The following is a 16,356-nucleotide window of genomic DNA, read 5'->3' as shown; positions in this document are numbered from 1 at the left end:
CGGGCATGCAGCAACTGATTGTCATTGGCAACGGTATGGCGGGTATGCGCATGGTGGAAACTCTGGTGCAGCAAGCACCGGGCCGCTACGCCATCACGGTGATAGGCCGTGAACCGCACGGCAACTACAACCGGGTGCTGCTGTCGCCGGTGCTGGGCCGGGAGAAGACCTTCGCCGACACCCTGATCCATACGCCAGAGTGGTACGAAGAACACGGAGTCAGGCTGCTGGCGGGGGAGGAGGTGCGTGCCGTTGATGTCGCCGGGCGTCAGCTCCATACCGACCAGCGCAGTCTGCACTGGGACAAGCTGGTATTTGCCTGTGGTTCCCAGCCACGGATGCCGACCTTACCGGGCATTGCATGCCCGCACGTATTGGGTTTTCGCACCGTGCGCGATGTGGAGCGGATGCAGGCGCAGCAGGGACCGGTCGTGGTCCTCGGTGGCGGGCTGGTGGGGGTAGAAGCGGCGGCGGCCCTGCGGTTGCTGGGGCGCGAAGTCACGCTGCTGCATCATCGCCGCTGGCTGCTCGATCGCCAACTCGATGCGCAGGCGGGAGCGTTGTTGCAACAACATCTGACGGCGCGCGGCATCGATTGTCAACTCGGCGTCTCGTTGCAGCGGATTGATGCGCAGCAGGTCACGCTGACCGATGGTCGCTGTCTGGCAGCACAACAGGTGGTGATCGCCATTGGCGTGGTGCCGGAAATCGCGCTGGCGCAGGCGGCGGGTGTGCCTTGCCAGCGCGGCATTCAGGTCGATCGTCAACTGCATACCGCCATTCCCGATGTGTACGCGCTCGGCGAATGCTGTGAAATCGACGGCGAAACTTTCGGGTTGATCGCCCCCTGTCTGGCGCAGGCGTTGGTCCTGGCGGCCAGTCTGGCCGGGCAACCGATTGACGATTTCCACTATCAGGAGAATGGGACGCGACTCAAGGTCAGCGGTATTGACGTCTTCAGCGCCGGAGACATCCGCGATGCCCCCTCTCTCACCAGTTTCGACCCGCTGTCCGGACACTACCGGCGGCTATTTCTACGCGACGGCGCGCTGGCGGGGGTGTTGCTGTTTGGCGATAGCTCCCCGGCCTCCCGTTTACTGACCCGACTTCAGCGGGCCGAACCGGTGGATCTCAATGCGCTGTTCGGTCTGGACAATAACAAGACGCAGCCCCGTGCTGTAGGAAAGGCAATGATGAGCAAACCGATTCTCGCGCTGGTTGGTCACGGTATGGTCGGCCACCATTTTCTCGAACAACTGGTCAGCCGCGATCTGCACCAGCAGTACCATATCGTGGTGTACGGTGATGAACCGCAGATGGCCTATGACCGCGTACACCTGACGGAATATTTCAACGGCAAGAGCGCTGATGACCTGTCGTTAGTCAGTGACAACTTCTTTGAACAGCACGGAATTGAGCTGCGTTGCGGCTGTGAAGTGCTGGCGATTGACACGCAACGCCGCAGCTTGCGCGATAGCCACGGCAGCGAACTGGCGTGGGATAAACTGGTGCTGGCGACCGGCTCGGTGCCTTTCGTGCCACCGCTGCCAGGGCGTTTCCATCCGCGTTGTTTTGTCTATCGCACGCTGGCGGATCTGGATGCGATCGCCGATTGCGCCCGGCAGGCAACGCGCGGCGTGGTGATTGGCGGCGGTCTGCTCGGTCTGGAAGCCGCCAATGCGTTAAAACAATTGGGACTGGAAACCCATGTGGTGGAGTTTGCGCCACGGCTGATGGCGGTGCAGCTGGATGACGGCGGCGCGCAGATGCTGCGCGGTAAAATTTCCGCGTTAGGTGTACAGGTACACACCAGCAAGGCGACGGAAGCGATTGAAAACCAGCCGGACGGTAGCATGCAGTTACGCTTTGCGGATGGCAGCCTGCTGGCAACAGACCTGGTGGTGTTCTCTGCCGGGATCCGCCCGCGTGATGCGTTGGCACGGGCGGCGGGCATCAGCATGGGCGAGCGTGGTGGCATTGTGATTGATGATGGCTGCGCCACCAGCGTCAGCGACATCTATGCTATCGGCGAGTGCGCGTTGTGGCAGGGACAAATTTTTGGTCTGGTGGCGCCGGGCTACCAGATGGCGCGCGTACTGGCGGGGCAGTTAGCGCAAGAGACAACCGCGTTCAACGGTGCCGACATGAGCACCAAACTCAAGTTGCTCGGTGTTGAGGTGGCGTCATTTGGTGATGCACATGGACGAACACCCGGCAGCCAGAGTTATCAGTGGACGGATAACCCGAAAGGTATCTACAAAAAGTTGGTGATTTCAGACGACGGTAAAACCCTGCTGGGTGGCGTGCTGGTGGGCGACAGCAGCGACTATGCCAGCCTGTTGCAGATGATGCTGAACAAAATGGCGCTGCCGGAAGCAGCGGAAAGTCTGATTCTACCGCAGCTGGCAGGCGCACCCGGCAAAGCATTGGGTGTGGCGGCGCTACCGGACAGCGCGCAGATCTGTTCCTGCCACAATGTCAGCAAGGGGGATATTTGCGCGGCAGTGCAAAGTGGTTGTGGCGATATGGCTGCGCTGAAAAGCTGCACCAAAGCCGCGACCGGCTGCGGTGGCTGTAGCGCGCTGGTGAAGCAGGTGATGGAGCATCAACTTGCCAGCCAGGGTGTCGAGGTGAAGAAGGATATTTGTGAACATTTTGCCTGGTCACGGCAGGAGCTGTATCACCTGATTCGGGTGGGTGAGATCACCACATTCGACCAACTGCTGGCACAGCATGGTCGTGGTCACGGTTGCGAAATTTGCAAGCCGCTGGTCGGATCGCTGTTAGCCTCCTGCTGGAATGATTACCTGCTGAAACCGGCGCATCTGCCGTTGCAGGATACCAACGATCGCTACTTTGCCAATATCCAGAAGGACGGAACTTATTCAGTGGTGCCGCGGGTGCCCGGTGGTGAGATTACGCCCGAGGGCTTGATGGCGATTGGCGCGGTGGCGGCGCAGTACCGTCTCTACACCAAAATCACCGGCGGCCAGCGCATCGATCTGTTTGGCGCACGCCTTGATCAGCTCCCGGCGATTTGGGAAGCGCTGATCGCTGCCGGATTTGAAACCGGCCATGCCTATGGCAAATCACTGCGCACGGTGAAATCCTGCGTGGGATCGACCTGGTGCCGCTATGGTGTACAGGATTCCACTGCGTTTGCCATCGCCCTCGAGCATCGCTACAAAGGGCTGCGCGCACCGCACAAAATCAAAATGGCCGTCTCCGGCTGCACCCGTGAATGTGCGGAAGCGCAAAGCAAAGACATTGGGGTGATCGCCACCGATAAGGGCTGGAATCTGTACGTTTGCGGCAACGGGGGAATGAAACCCCGCCATGCCGACCTGTTTGCCAGCGATTTGGATGATGCCACGCTGATCCGCTACGTCGACCGCATTCTGATGTTCTATGTCCGCACCGCTGACCGGCTGCAACGCACCAGCGTGTGGATGGACAACATGGAGGGGGGCCTGGCTTATCTGCGCCAGGTGGTGATTGACGATTCGCTCGGCCTGGGTGCCACGCTGGAACAGGAAATGCAGTGGGTGGTCGATCGTTATCAGTGCGAATGGCAGACCACGCTGGAGAACCCCTCGCGTCGGGCGCTGTTCACCGCCACCATCAACAGCGACCAGCCGGATGAAACCCTGCATTACGCCGAGGTGCGGGGGCAGCGCCAGCCGCTGGAGACGCTGACTATCCCGAGTGTGACCCTGCCTGCGGAGCCGTGGAGCGCCATTTGTGAGCAAAGCGCCATTCCTGCCTCAGCGGGGATGGGTGCCCGGCTTGGCAACCAGCGCGTGGCCCTGTTCCGCTTCGGCGACACCGTTTATGCCCTGGAAGATATTGAACCCGGCACTCAGGCCAGCGTGTTGTCACGCGGCATCCTGGGCGATGTAGCCGGTGAGCCGGTGGTGATTTCACCCTTGTATAAACAACGCATCCGGTTGCGGGACGGCCAGAGCCTGGATAATCCGCAGCATCAGTTGCGTTGCTGGCCGGTGCGTCTGGAAGGCGGTCAGGTGTGGTTGGGTAATCAGCCGCTGTTGGCGCTGGCGGCGGCATCATGAAAACGACCTGTCCCTACTGTGGCGTGGGCTGTGGCGTTGAGGTCGACGCAGCGGATAGGTCAGTGAGTGGCGACCGTCAGCATCCGGCCAATTTGGGCCGCCTGTGCGTCAAAGGTTCGGCGTTGGGTGAAACCCTCGGACAGGAAGGGCGTTTGTTGTGGCCGCAGGTGCGGGGGCAGCGGGTGAGTATCGATCGCGCGTTGGATGTGGTTGCCAGCGAATTGCAGACGATCATCGCGCAGCACGGGCCACAGGCGGTGGCGTTTTATGCCTCCGGGCAGTTGCTGACCGAGGATTACTACGTTGCCAACAAGCTGATGAAAGGCTTTATCGGTGCCGCCAATATCGATACCAATTCGCGGCTGTGTATGGCGTCGGCGGTGGTGGGCTATAAACGGGCGTTCGGTGCTGATGCGGTGCCCTGTTGTTATGAAGATCTTGAGCAGGCCGATGTCGTGGTTCTGGTGGGTTCGAATGCCGCCTGGGCGCATCCGGTGGCGTGGCAGCGTCTGGTACAGGCGAAACAGCAGCGTCCTGAGATGAAGCTGGTGGTGATCGACCCACGTCGTACCGCCAGTTGCGAGCTGGCTGACCTGCATCTGGCGCTCCGCCCCGGCAGCGACGGCGCGTTGTTTGCCGGATTGCTTAACTGGCTGGCGATTCAGGGCGGGATCGATCAGACAATGTTGCCGCATCTTGCCAACGTGGATAGCACGCTGGCGGCCTGTGCTGACTGGGATCTTGCGGCGGTGGCCCATACCTGCCAGTTAGCAGACGCTGACATTCTCGCCTTCTGGCAGCTGTTCACCACCCAACCCCGGGTACTGACCTTATGGTGTATGGGGATCAACCAATCGCAAACCGGTAGCGACAACAACAACGCTATCCTCAACGTTCATCTGCTGAGCGGTAAAATTGGCCGACCTGGCTGCGGGCCGTTTTCGTTGACCGGTCAGCCCAATGCGATGGGCGGGCGTGAAGTGGGCGGTTTAGCTAACCAGTTAGCGGCGCATATGGGGTTTAGTCCGCAAGAGGTTGATCGGCTTGGGCGTTTTTGGCATAGCGATCGTGTAGCGCATCAGCCGGGTTTGATGGCGGTCGATCTGTTCCGGGCGATTGAACGTGGCGAGGTAAAAGCGGTATGGATCATGGGTACCAATCCGGCGGTGTCGATGCCGGAGGGCAACCGCGTCGCCGAGGCGCTGCGGCGCTGTCCGTTGGTGATCGTCTCGGAGGTCAGTGCCGTGACCGACACCAGCGCCTTTGCCGATGTGCTGTTGCCTGCCCAGGCCTGGGGTGAAAAAAACGGTACCGTGACCAATTCAGAACGACGTATCTCGCGCCAGCGCAGTTTTGTCGCCCCTGTCGGGGAGGCGAAACCGGACTGGTGGTTATTGGCACAGGTGGCGCAGCGATTGGGTTATGGCGCAGCCTTTGACTGGCAGCATCCCCATGAAGTCTTTGTCGAACATGCGGCGTTATCAGGTTTTGAAAACGCCGGTAGCCGTGCGTTTGATATCAGCGCGCTGGCGACCTTAAGCCGTGAGCAGTATGACCAACTCACGCCGGTACAATGGCCGGTGAATGCCGCCGCACCGCATGGCTCGTCGCGCTTGTTCGCCACGCGCCACTTTTATCATCCGGATGGTAAAGCCCGCTTGTTGCCAGTGGGCATCCCGATCCTCAGTGCACCCGCCCGTCACTATCCCCTCCTGATGAATACCGGGCGTATCCGCGATCAATGGCACACCATGACACGCACCGGTAACGTCACACGCTTGATGCAGCATTATGACGAACCTTTTGTATTGCTCCATCCGCACGATGCCGCCGCCCACGGGCTGGGGCAGGGCGATCTGACACGGGTGCAATCCACATTAGGCTGGTGGTGTGGCCGGGTGATGATCGACAACGGCCTGACCCGCGGCCAACTGTTTATCCCGATGCACTGGACGCGTCAATTCAGTGCCCAGGCCAATGTCGATGGCCTGGTGGCGGCGCGTAGTTGTCCGGTGTCCGGGCAACCGGCGCTGAAGCAAACCGCGGTGCGCCTGCAACCGCTGCGCCCGCAGTGGCAGGGGTGGCTGTGGCAGCGCGCGCGATGCGACCCGCAGCAACTGGATTATTGGTCGCGCGTGCCGCAGTCCGGTGTGCAACGTTACGTATTGGCCGGTCAGGGGGATCCGGCGGCATGGCTGCATCAGCAGCCCGGCATGGATGAGCTGCAATGGCAGCAGGCGCACGCCGGTCAGCAGCGACATATGCTGGGCTGGCGCGATGGGGTACTGGAGCGGGCGTTCTATGCTGCGCCCTGGCTACCTGAAATCGACCACGCTTTTGTCGCACAGGCATTCAGCCTCCCGCCGACCTCGGCGCATCAGCGCCATGCGCTGCTGGGTGGACGGCCGGAACAGGGGGAGAGTCAGGGACGTACCCTGTGCAGCTGCTTCGGGGTGGGCGAACGGGCGATCCGCCGCGCCATTGATCAAGGCTGCCAGACAGCCGCCGCCCTCGGGGCGGCGCTGAAGTGCGGCACCAACTGTGGCTCCTGTATCCCGGAGCTGAAACAACTTATCGCGGCGCACACCGTGGCGCAGTAATGGAGGTCCACATGACACAGGCAATTGAGACGCTGGATAAACTGTTCAACCCACAGGGCGCAACCGGCCAGGATGGGGGGGTGTGGCTGGTGGGGGCCGGGCCGGGCGATGTCGAGCTGCTGACGTTGAAAGCGCTTCGGTTGATTAAAGTGGCCGATGTGGTGGTGTATGACCGACTGGTGAGTGATGAGGTGATGGCAGAGGTGCCGGCGGGAACGCTGGCGATCGACGTCGGCAAAAAGCCGGGGAGTCATGGATTAAAGCAGGGACAGATTAACCAGTTGTTGGTGGATCTGGCGCGCAGTGGTCGCAACGTGGTGCGGCTCAAAGGGGGCGATCCCTTTATTTTTGGCCGGGGTGGCGAAGAGATGGCATTTTTGCAGCAGGCGGGGATTGCTTGTCAGGTGGTACCCGGCATTACGGCCGCGGCGGGTTGCGCGGCTGCCAGTGGCATTCCGCTCACCCATCGTGATTGCGCGCAATCCTTGCGTCTGATCACCGGTCACGGCAAATCCGGCGAGCCATGCCTGGAGGATAAAAGTCTGGCAGCGGCTAACCAGACGCTGGTGTTCTACATGGGGCTGAAGTGGAGCAGTAGCATCAGCAGCCAGTTAATGGCGCAGGGGCGTGATGCGGCTACCCCAGTCGCCATCATTGAAAACGGCACCAGAGCTGACCAGCGGGTGCTGATCACTACGCTGACTCAACTAAGCGAGACGGTGGCACGCGAACAACCTCAGTCACCGGCGTTATTGCTGGTGGGCGAGGTGGTGCGGTTTTATCAAGAAGCCAGCATCCGGGCGACTGAAACTCACATAAGCCCGTAGCGACGCGATTTATCGCGCAATCCTGCGCGCTGCGGGAAAAAACGTGCGATAAATCGCGCCGCGACGAGATCTGTGCTGGCGACAATTTCCCTTATGGCTAAATAAACTGACGTTTTCTCCCCTTAATCCACGCTTTAGCTTCGTCGCCTTTTGGCATTCTATGCTCAGAATTCCTGCCAGCAGAGGTATGCCGTGGCTGACGAGAGTAGCGACGAGGACAAAACAGAATCGCCCACAGCGCACCGACTTGAAAAAGCACGGCAGGACGGGCAGATTCCGCGTTCGCGCGAGCTGACATCGTTATTGATGATGTTGTCCGGCATCATGATTCTGTGGCTGGGTGGCACCAGCATCGCGCGTCGTCTGGCTTCGATGGTGGCGACCGGTTTTCGTTTTGATCATGGCATGGTGACCGATGACAAGGTGATCGTGGCGCATATCAGCAGTCTGATTGGTCAGGCGGTACTGGCCGTGCTGCCGCTGATGGCCGGACTGGTGCTGGTGGCGATCGCGGCACCTATGCTGCTGGGCGGCATTGTGATCAGCGGCAAATCCCTCAGTCCGGATTTCACCAAACTCAACCCGTTAAGCGGCCTGAAGCGTATGGTTTCCGGGCAGACCTGGGCGGAGTTGTTGAAGGCGATCCTGAAAGCGGTGTTAGTGGGTACGGTCGCGGGTTGGTACATCTGGTCGCACTGGCCGGAGATGCTGCGTTTAATCAGCGAATCCCCGATGAATGCGCTGGAACATGGCATGAACATGATTGCCATCTGTTGTGCGCTGGTGATGCTTGGCTTGATCCCGATGGTGGGATTTGACGTTTTCTGGCAGTTGTACAGCTACTTCAAAAAGTTACGTATGTCGCGCCAGGATATCCGCGATGAATTTAAACAGCAGGAGGGCGATCCGCACGTCAAAGGGCGTATTCGCCAGGCCATGCGCGCGGCGGCTCGCCGCCGCATGATGGCTGACGTCCCGAAGGCGGATGTGATTGTCACCAACCCGACACACTACTCCGTGGCCCTGCAATATAACGACAAGAAGATGAGCGCCCCGAAGGTGGTTGCTAAAGGTGCCGGAGAAGTGGCGCTGAAAATTCGTGAACTGGGCAAGGAACATCGCGTCCCGATTCTTGAGGCACCGCCGTTGGCGCGTGCGCTGTACCGCCATACCGAAATTGGTCAGTTCATTCCCGGCGCGCTGTATGCGGCGGTAGCGGAAGTGCTGGCGTGGGTCTGGCAGCTGCGACGCTGGAAGCGTGAAGGCGGCCTGATACCGAAGAAACCTCATAATCTGTCGGTCCCGGCAGAGATGGACATTCCAGGAGAGAACAGAAACGATGGCTAATCTGGCCGAAAAGCTGCGGTTACCGGGCAATTTTAAAGACACGCAATGGCAGGTACTGGCGGGTCCGGTGCTGATCATGATGATTCTGTCGATGATGGTGCTGCCTTTACCGGCGTTCATCCTTGACCTGCTGTTCACTTTCAATATTGCGTTGTCCATTATGGTGTTGCTGGTGGCGATGTTCACCCAGCGCACGCTGGATTTTGCCGCATTCCCCACCATTCTGTTGTTCTCTACGTTGTTACGCCTGGCGTTGAACGTGGCCTCCACCCGTATCATCCTGCTGGATGGTCACACCGGCGCGGCCGCCGCAGGTCGCGTGGTTGAAGCCTTTGGTCACTTCCTGGTCGGCGGCAACTTCGCCATCGGTATCGTGGTGTTCATCATCCTGGTGATCATCAACTTTATGGTCATCACCAAAGGTGCCGGACGTATCGCCGAAGTCGGGGCGCGTTTTGTGCTCGATGGGATGCCGGGTAAGCAGATGGCGATCGATGCCGACCTCAACGCCGGTCTGATTCGTGAAGATGAAGCGAAGAAGCGTCGCGCAGAAGTGACGCAGGAAGCCGACTTCTACGGTTCAATGGACGGTGCCAGTAAGTTTGTGCGTGGTGATGCCATCGCCGGGATCATGATCATGGTGATTAACGTCATCGGTGGTCTGCTGGTGGGCGTGGTGCAGCATGGTCTGGATCTGGGGCACGCGGCGGAAACCTATACGCTGCTGACCATCGGTGACGGTCTGGTGGCGCAGATCCCGGCGCTGGTCATCTCTACCGCCGCCGGTGTTATCGTCACGCGCGTCAGCACCGATCAGGATGTGGGCGAGCAGATGGTCGGGCAGCTGTTTAACAATCCGCGCGTGCTGATGCTGAGTGCCGGGGTTATTGGTCTGCTGGGCCTGGTGCCGGGCATGCCGAACTTTGTCTTTCTGCTGTTTACCGCCGCGCTGCTGGGACTGGCCTGGTGGCTGCGTGGACGTCAGATGCAGCCGAAGAAACAGCCGGAAGCGTCCAGCGTGGTGAAAAATCAGGAAACCCCGGCGACAGTGGAAGCCTCCTGGACCGATGTCCAGTTGGAAGATTCGCTCGGGATGGAAGTAGGCTATCGTCTGATCCCGATGGTCGATCACCTGCAAAATGGTGAGCTGCTGGGACGTATTCGTAGTATCCGTAAAAAAGTGGCGCAGGAGGTCGGTTTCCTTCCGCCGGTGGTGCATATTCGCGACAATATGGAACTGCCGCCAGCGCGCTACCGTATTCTGATGAAAGGGGTAGAGATTGGCAGCGGTGATGCCTATCCGGGACGCTGGATGGCGATTAACCCGGGTACCGCAGCAGGCACCTTACCGGGTGAAGCCACCGTCGATCCGGCCTTTGGTCTGGCCGCGATCTGGATCGACAGCGCGCTGAAAGAACAGGCACAGATTCAGGGCTTCACGGTGGTGGAAGCCAGTACCGTGGTGGCGACACACCTGAATCATCTGATCGGTCAATACGCCAGCGAGCTGTTTGGTCGTCAGGAAGCGCAGCAACTGTTGGATCGTGTCACGCAGGAAATGCCGAAACTGACCGAAGATTTGGTGCCGGGCGTGATCACCCTGACCACGCTGCACAAGGTGTTGCAGAATTTGCTGACCGAACGTGTGTCAATTCGCGATATGCGTACCATTATTGAAACCCTGGCGGAGCATGCGCCGGTGCAGACTGATGCGCAGGAGCTGACCAGCGTGGTACGTGTGGCGCTGGGCCGTGCGATCACCCAGCAGTGGTTCCCGGGTAACGGCGAAGTGCAGGTGATTGGCCTGGATGCGACGCTGGAACGTCTGCTGTTGCAGGCGTTGCAGGGCGGTGGCGGTCTGGAGCCGGGTCTGGCTGACCGTCTGTTGCATCAGGCGCAGGATGCGCTGCAACGTCAGGAGATGCTGGGAGCACCGCCGGTGCTGCTGGTGAACCATCCGCTACGTGCGTTGTTGGCACGCTTCCTGCGCCGCAATCTGCCTCAGCTGGTGGTGCTCTCCAATATGGAGCTGACGGATAATCGTCAGATCCGTATGACCGCCACCATCGGAGGCAAATAAGATGCGCCGTGCGTGGCCGGGATTATTTCTGCTGCTGCCCTTGTGGGCGGTGGCTGCCGAGGGGGCATGGCATGCCAGCGCCAGTGGACCGAGTCTCGGGGCGCGTGGCAACTGGCTAAGCTCGCCACCGCTGCGCGCTGCTGGCCCGGTGCAGGGCGTTATTTCTCAGGTCAGTTGGCGTTATAAGCTGAGTCGTCCCGCCCCGTCAGGGCTGGTGGTCCGGCTGTGTGCCAACCAGCGTTGCGTGTTGCTGGATGGCGCCAACGGCACCACGCGTGGGCTGGCACATGTCGCTGCCGATGAAACCCTGCATCTGGCGTTTGGTTTTAATGGCCGGGGAGCGATGCCACCGGGTTTGCGCGTGGTGAGCAGTGAAGTGACGGTGAATTATCAGTAGCCAATAAAAAACCCGCCGGTTGGCGGGTTTTTCGTATTACATACGCTCGACGGTTTTGATACCCAGGGTATCAAGACCTTGTTTGAGGGTTTTCGCGGTAAGCGCCGCCAGTTGCAGGCGGCTGTTGCGCACCTGCTCATCTTCCGCCGCCAGAATCGGGCAATGTTCATAGAAGCCGGAGAACAGGCCAGCCAGATCGTAAAGATAAGCACACATCACATGCGGCGTGCCATCGCGTGCCACTAGGGTGATCACTTCTTCGAATTGCAGCAGTCGGGTTGCCAGTTGGGCTTCACGCTCTTCAGACAGAATGATGTTGCCTTGCAGGCTGTCGGCATCGATCCCGGCTTTGCGGAACACCGACAGCACGCGGGTGTAGGCATACTGCATGTAAGGCGCGGTGTTGCCTTCAAAGGCCAACATATTATCCCAGTCGAAAATGTAATCGGTGGTGCGGCTTTTTGACAGGTCGGCATATTTCACCGCACCAATACCTACCACTTCTGCCAGCGCCTGTAACTCGACGGCAGACATTTCCGGGTTTTTCTCGCTCACCAACGCCAGCGCGCGTTCCACCGCTTCATCCAGCAGGTCGGCCAGTTTGATGGTGCCGCCGCTACGGGTTTTGAACGGACGGCCATCTTTGCCCAGCATCATGCCGAACGCGTGGTGTTCAAGCGGCACCGATTCCGGTACATAACCGGCTTTGCGTACGATGGTCCAGGCTTGTTGCAGGTGCTGATGCTGACGTGAATCGATGTAGTACAGCACGCGGTCAGCATGCAGGGTTTCATAACGGTATTTCGCGCAGGCGATGTCGGTGGTGGTGTAGAGGTAACCGCCATCTTTCTTCTGCACGATGACCCCCATAGGTTCGCCTTCCTTGTTTTTGAATTCATCAAGGAACACCACGGTTGCGCCTTCGCTGATCACTGCCAGACCTTTTTCTTTCAGATCAGCAACGATGCCCGGCAGCATATCGTTGTACAGGCTTTCACCCATCACATCTTTGCGCGTCAGGGTGACGTTCAGACGGTCATAAACTTTCTGGTTCTGACTCATGGTGATGTCGACCAGCTTCTCCCACATGGTACGGCAATACTCATCGCCACCCTGCAATTTCACCACATAGCCACGGGCACGTTCCGCGAAGGCTTCATCTTCGTCATAGGTGCGTTTGGCTTCGCGATAAAAGGCTTCGAGGTCGGCCAGCGCGATATCTTCATGATGCTCGCTTTGCTGTTTCTCCAGATAAGCGATCAACATGCCGAACTGCGTACCCCAGTCGCCAACGTGGTTAGCGCGGATGACATGATGGCCGAGGAACTCCAGCGTACGTACCGCAGCATCACCGATGATGGTGGAACGGACGTGGCCGACGTGCATCTCTTTCGCGACGTTGGGGGCAGAATAGTCGACGACAATGGTTTGTGCTGCCACATTGCTGACGCCAAGACGCGGTAAGTTCAGCGCCTGCGCGGCCTGGTCAGCCAGCCACTGGTGATCAAGGAAAATGTTGATAAAACCCGGCCCGGCGATTTCAACCTTGCTGGCAATGCCGTGCAGATCGAGATGCTGGATCACCTGTTCAGCCAACTGACGCGGTGCCTGACCGAGCTTTTTCGCCACGGCCATGATACCGTTCGCCTGGTAGTCGCCGAATTGCACTTTAGCGGACTGACGTACCTGTGGTTCGCAATCGACAGGCGCACCTGCCGCGATCATTGCCTGACCGACTTTGTCGGAAAGAAGAGCCTGAATATTCACCGCGTTACCTTCATATGCTGAAATTGCTCGCCTGCCATGTGCGAGCCGATGTCGTCATCCCGCAGAGGCGCTGTTGGGCGGGCGGGACGGAAAAAATAAGAGGGGAAGTATACGTGAAATGTTAGAGTGCGTCAGCTATCGGATAGACGCCGGAATCAGGCAGGGAAACTCCAGCGCCGATTAACGGCGCCGTTGAAAGCGACGAGGATTTTTGACGCTTTTGTCTTCACGTACCTTCCAGTGGCGGGAAATAGCAAATCCCATCAATGCAATCAGGACCGCGACAACAATGAGCATAGACATAGGGCCATTCCTTTAATTTGTGTAGCCACAAATTTATAAGAAAGGATTTCAGGCTGCAATTGTTCGCAGGCTAAATAAGACTTATCTCATTGTATTAATTATTGTTATATTAAACATGTCGTTAAGGTGCTTTCATAAAGTAACAACTGGACCTGTGCCTGCGATTAATCTTAATTCAAAGGCACTTTTATACGGTTTTTCGGGGATTTTGCGGCTAAATCAGAGGATTCCGACTATTTTGCCGTCAGAAGCTCTGGAAAAGCAATGTGCTGGATTGATTAAAATATCTAAACTGATAGCGGAGTAATTGACGCATGACGATGATTTTTCCTTCAGAACTGAAGGATTTGGAACAAGACCTGCTGCGCTTTGAACAGGCATTGCAGCAATTTGCTGAACGTTTAGGTCTGCAACTGAATGAACACGACGCCGATCATGTGGCCGTTCGTTGCCATCAATACGCGACAGCGGAGCGCTGGAAGCAAGGTTTGCTGCAAATCGGTAGCCAGTTCTCTGAAGCGATGATCAATGGTCGTCCGATTTGTTTGTTCAAACTGCATCAGCCGCTGCAACTGGCGGGATGGCAGATCGATGTGATTGAGTTGCCGTGGCCGGGGGAAAAACTTTATCGCCACGAGGGCTGGGAACATGTGGAAATTGTGCTGCGTGGTGAACCGGACACGCTGGGCATGCGGGCGATGGCGCTGCTGGCCGATGAGGCGTTGACGCAGCCTGGCATCTCCTTCAAAACCAGCGCCCCGCAGGGCGAAAAGGAGCGTCTGCCCAATCCGACCCTGGCGGTCACGGATGGGCAAACAACCATCAAATTTCATCCGTGGCGACTGGAAGAGATCGTCGCCAGCGAGCAAGACTAGCGCCGTGCAGCGATCGCCCGTTGCAGCCGCGCGATCGCTTCCTCCAGCGTGGCGCGGGTACAGCCGAAATTAAAGCGCACGAAGCGGCCATCACCAAAATCGTGCCCTGGCGAGAACCCCAGACCGTGCTGTTCGAAATAACCCGTCGGGTTATCGACACCCAGCCCGCTGGCATTGATCCAGCCAAGATAAGTCGCTTCGGGCGCGACCATACTCAGTCCCGGCAACGCATTCACCTGCTCAACCAGCCGGTCGCGGTTGGCGCGCAGATAGGCGATCTGCGCCGCCAGCCAGTCATCTCCGCCACGCCATGCGGCTTCTGCGGCCACCAATGCCAGGATATCCACGCCGGGCACAATCCCCTGACGTGTTTGTTTAAAGCGCTTGCGCAATTCCGGGTTGGGGATGATCGCCATTGAGGCACCAAGACCCGCAATGTTGAAGGTTTTTGAAGGGGAAATCAGCGTAATGCTGCGCTGGGCTGCATCCTCGCTTAAGGTGGCAAAGGGAATATGCTCCACGCCTGGAGTGAGAAGCAAATCACAATGAATTTCATCGGAGCAGACAATCAAATCGTGCTGTTGGGCAAACGCCAGTTGTGCCAGCAGTTCTGAACGGCGATAGACCGTGCCACCGGGATTTTGCGGATTACACAGCATCAATAAACGTTCATTGCCCTGCAATCTTTCAGGGGCAGTGTGTAAATCCATAAGCCAGCGCTGACCTTCTAATCGCAACGGCAGACTGATCTGCGCGCGTTCAGCCAGTTTCGCCGCCGCGCGAAACGGTGGATAAATGGGTGCCGGTGCGACCGTGCTTTGTTCGGAGTCGGTAAATGCACGGACCGAAAGATTGAGGCCGCATACCACGCCTGGCAGCAAGACAATCCACTCCGGCTGAATGCGCCAGCCATAACGCTGCTCAAGGCGGGAAATTGTGATATCTATCAAACCGCTGGGGGTGTCGCCATAACCAAAAACCCCATGCTCAGCGCGCTGCTTTATCGCTTCAATAACGCATTCAGGGGAGCGAAAATCGGTATCCGCAACCCAGAGTGGCAGTACATCCTGATCGCCATATTTGTGCCATTTCAAACTATCGCTGTGACGACGGTCTATCCATTGGTCAAAATTGAATGCCATAGTGAGTTTTCCACGTAAACTGTCTCCAATGAGCAGACTAACTTAAGCAATCTTCCCGAGCCAGCTGTCATGTAAAGGAGAAAAGTATGACGAAACTGGAAATATGCTGCTACGGCATCGACTGTGCAATGACTGCGCAGCTGTCCGGTGCTGACCGTCTGGAGCTGTGCAGCGCACCGCGCGAAGGCGGGTTAACCCCATCCGCAGGGGTGCTGGAAGCCGTACGACGAGAAATTACCATTCCGGTCCATCCGATTGTTCGGCCACGCGGCGGCGATTTTTGCTACACCGACCGTGAGTTTGAAACCATGAAGTCGGATGTGGCGCTGATACGCGAGCTGGGTTTCCCTGGGCTGGTGATCGGTATGCTGGACGAAGATGCCCATGTGGATATCGCCCGGATGCGGCAGATTATGGCGCTGTGTGATGGGATGGCGGTGACCTTCCATCGCGCCTTTGATTTGTGCCACAGTCCGAAACGCGCGCTTGAAGTGTTAACTGATCTGGGTATCGCGCGGATACTGACTTCGGGCCAGCAGCAAAGTGCGGAAACCGGAATTCCATTATTACGGGAACTTAATGAACAGAGTAGCGGTCCAATTATTATGGCAGGGGCTGGCGTCCGTTTAAGCAACCTGCAAAAGTTTCTCGATAGTGGTTTGCAGGAGGTTCACAGCTCGGCCAGCCGCTTAGTTGCTTCCCCGATGCGCTACCGTAAAGCGGGTGTGTCGATGTGTTCAGAAGCGGAAAACGATGAATTCAGCCGCTACTGCGTTGATGGTGATGTGGTTGAAGCCATGAAAAGCATGATGCAAATGAACAGCATCCGGGTCGCCTGACATCGTACCATTTTTGCCGCACAGCACGCCGATAGCCTGACGTGATGTTTGCAAGTACCAAACCCCAGTCTTCTTGCTGGGGTTCTTTTTATCTAAATCAATAGCTTAC

At 58.1% G+C, this 16,356-nt stretch carries 11 protein-coding genes; 8 read left to right on the top strand and 3 right to left on the bottom strand.

Annotation, left to right across the window (positions count from 1 at the left end; all coding sequences use genetic code 11):
• Positions 1-5 precede the first annotated feature (5 nt).
• The 6 genes from nirB to flhE all read left to right on the top strand — a co-directional run bounded on the left by nirB (position 6) and on the right by flhE (position 11,321).
• Complete coding sequence (nirB, locus tag AC6I8R_RS12235) at positions 6-4,070, top strand: nitrite reductase large subunit NirB (RefSeq protein WP_497832387.1); 4,065 nt, start codon at positions 6-8, stop codon at positions 4,068-4,070.
• The gene (locus AC6I8R_RS12230) at positions 4,067-6,670 is read left to right on the top strand and encodes a nitrate reductase (RefSeq protein WP_497832386.1); all 2,604 of its coding nucleotides are present in this window, start codon (positions 4,067-4,069) and stop codon (positions 6,668-6,670) included. Before nirB ends, AC6I8R_RS12230 begins: the two co-directional genes overlap by 4 nt.
• 11 nt (positions 6,671-6,681) lie before the next feature.
• Positions 6,682-7,497, top strand: a complete 816-nt coding sequence (cobA, locus tag AC6I8R_RS12225; RefSeq protein ID WP_415174505.1) for a uroporphyrinogen-III C-methyltransferase — start codon at positions 6,682-6,684, stop codon at positions 7,495-7,497.
• Positions 7,498-7,689: 192 nt separating this feature from the next.
• Positions 7,690-8,844 carry a flagellar biosynthesis protein FlhB gene (gene flhB, locus AC6I8R_RS12220; RefSeq protein WP_021182940.1) on the top strand — a complete coding sequence of 385 codons (1,155 nt, stop codon included), beginning with the start codon at positions 7,690-7,692 and terminating at the stop codon, positions 8,842-8,844.
• Positions 8,837-10,924, top strand: a complete 2,088-nt coding sequence (gene flhA, locus AC6I8R_RS12215; protein WP_021182941.1) for a flagellar biosynthesis protein FlhA — start codon at positions 8,837-8,839, stop codon at positions 10,922-10,924. Before flhB ends, flhA begins: the two co-directional genes overlap by 8 nt.
• 1 nt (position 10,925) lies before the next feature.
• Positions 10,926-11,321 (top strand): flagellar protein FlhE, encoded by a 396-nt coding sequence (gene flhE / locus AC6I8R_RS12210; RefSeq protein ID WP_497832385.1) that lies wholly within the window; start codon positions 10,926-10,928, stop codon positions 11,319-11,321.
• A gap of 36 nt (positions 11,322-11,357) precedes the next feature.
• Here flhE and argS read toward each other — a convergent pair whose 3' ends face one another.
• Together argS and AC6I8R_RS12200 are read right to left on the bottom strand one after the other, a co-directional pair.
• On the bottom strand, positions 11,358-13,088 hold the full coding sequence (gene argS / locus AC6I8R_RS12205; RefSeq protein WP_497832384.1) for an arginine--tRNA ligase: 1,731 nt from the start codon (positions 13,086-13,088) through the stop codon (positions 11,358-11,360).
• 180 nt (positions 13,089-13,268) lie between these two features.
• Entirely contained in the window at positions 13,269-13,391 is a 123-nt protein-coding gene (locus AC6I8R_RS12200) for a hypothetical protein (protein ID WP_013509482.1), read from the bottom strand.
• A 314-nt stretch (positions 13,392-13,705) separates the two neighbouring features.
• On the opposite strand from AC6I8R_RS12200, the gene AC6I8R_RS12195 reads away from it, so the two are divergent.
• On the top strand, positions 13,706-14,266 hold the full coding sequence (locus AC6I8R_RS12195) for a VOC family protein (protein WP_021182944.1): 561 nt from the start codon (positions 13,706-13,708) through the stop codon (positions 14,264-14,266).
• Here AC6I8R_RS12195 and AC6I8R_RS12190 read toward each other — a convergent pair.
• Positions 14,263-15,408, bottom strand: a complete 1,146-nt coding sequence (locus AC6I8R_RS12190; protein WP_497832383.1) for a MalY/PatB family protein — start codon at positions 15,406-15,408, stop codon at positions 14,263-14,265. The genes AC6I8R_RS12195 and AC6I8R_RS12190 overlap by 4 nt on opposite strands.
• Positions 15,409-15,494: 86 nt before the next feature.
• On the opposite strand from AC6I8R_RS12190, the gene cutC reads away from it, so the two are divergent.
• A complete protein-coding gene (gene cutC / locus AC6I8R_RS12185) occupies positions 15,495-16,247 on the top strand; it encodes a copper homeostasis protein CutC (RefSeq protein WP_021182946.1) in 753 nt (250 codons plus the stop codon).
• The last annotated feature ends 109 nt before the right edge of the window (positions 16,248-16,356 follow it).

Source organism: Pantoea sp. X-Soil-OKNW-713, from assembly GCF_059730685.1.
Note: the sequence above shows the minus strand (reverse complement) of the source record. Positions and strands in the feature narration are given on the sequence as shown.